The organism is Rathayibacter sp. AY1C2 (assembly GCF_002931195.1).
Taxonomy (GTDB): Bacteria; Actinomycetota; Actinomycetes; order Actinomycetales; family Microbacteriaceae; genus Rathayibacter.
In genome coordinates this window covers 1-768 of the sequence record NZ_PSWG01000047.1, presented here as the reverse complement: position 1 = coordinate 768, position 768 = coordinate 1, and the positions used below count along the sequence as shown (strand labels likewise).

Here is a 768-nt window from a genome sequence, read left to right as displayed (position 1 = left end):
TCATCTCGGACAATGACTCCTGCGTCTTCGTCGCGATGCGCGCCCTCACCTGGCCGACGCGGCGCTGGGCCACGACGAGCACCGGAGTGAGGACGAGGGCGACGATCGTCATCTGCCACGAGAGCAGGAGCATCGCGACGACGGCCGCGATCACGGTGACGGTGTTGCCGAGCACGCTCGAGACGGTGTTCGTGAGCACGTTGGCCACGCCGCCCACGTCGTTGGCGAGGCGCGACTGGATGACGCCGGTGCGGGTGCGGGTGAAGAAGCCGAGCTCCATCGCCTGCAGGTGGCGGAAGAGGCGGATGCGCAGCTCCCCCATGACCGTGTTGCCGACGGTCGCGGTGAGGTAGGTCTGCCAGACGCCGAGGATCGCCGAGAACGCCCAGACCAGCACCATGACGCCGACCAGCTCGAGCAGCACCGGGAGGTTCGGGCGTCCGCCGGGCGGGAAGAGCCCGCGGTCGAAGGCCAGCTGGGTGAGGAGCGGCGGCACCACCGTGAGGGCGGCGCCGACGAGAACGAGGATCACGGTGAGCGTGAGCTTGGGGCGGTGGTCGCGGAAGAGTCCCGCGATGCGCCGGAGCAGGTCGTCGACCTTCGGAGCCGCCGCGTTGATCTCCCGCTGGCTGTCCGGATCGCTGCTCGAGATCCTCCCGCCGCGCGCCCCTCCGCGCATCCCGCCGCCTGCCGCGACGTCACCCATCCTGCTCACGAACACCGTCTCGAGCGTGCTCGGCAACACCGTCACCGTGATCGCGACGACGG

2 protein-coding genes are annotated in these 768 nt (G+C 70.1%); one reads left to right on the top strand and one right to left on the bottom strand.

The annotated features are described in order from the left end of the window. Positions 1 to 532 (bottom strand): ABC transporter transmembrane domain-containing protein (locus tag C5C55_RS16230; RefSeq protein WP_308471879.1); only part of this gene is annotated, 532 nt, incomplete at its 3' end. A 43-nt stretch (positions 533 to 575) separates the two neighbouring features. On the opposite strand from C5C55_RS16230, the gene C5C55_RS16925 reads away from it, so the two are divergent. Continuing rightward, a partial coding sequence (locus C5C55_RS16925) for a hypothetical protein (protein WP_258072578.1) occupies positions 576 to 768 on the top strand: 193 nt, incomplete at its 3' end.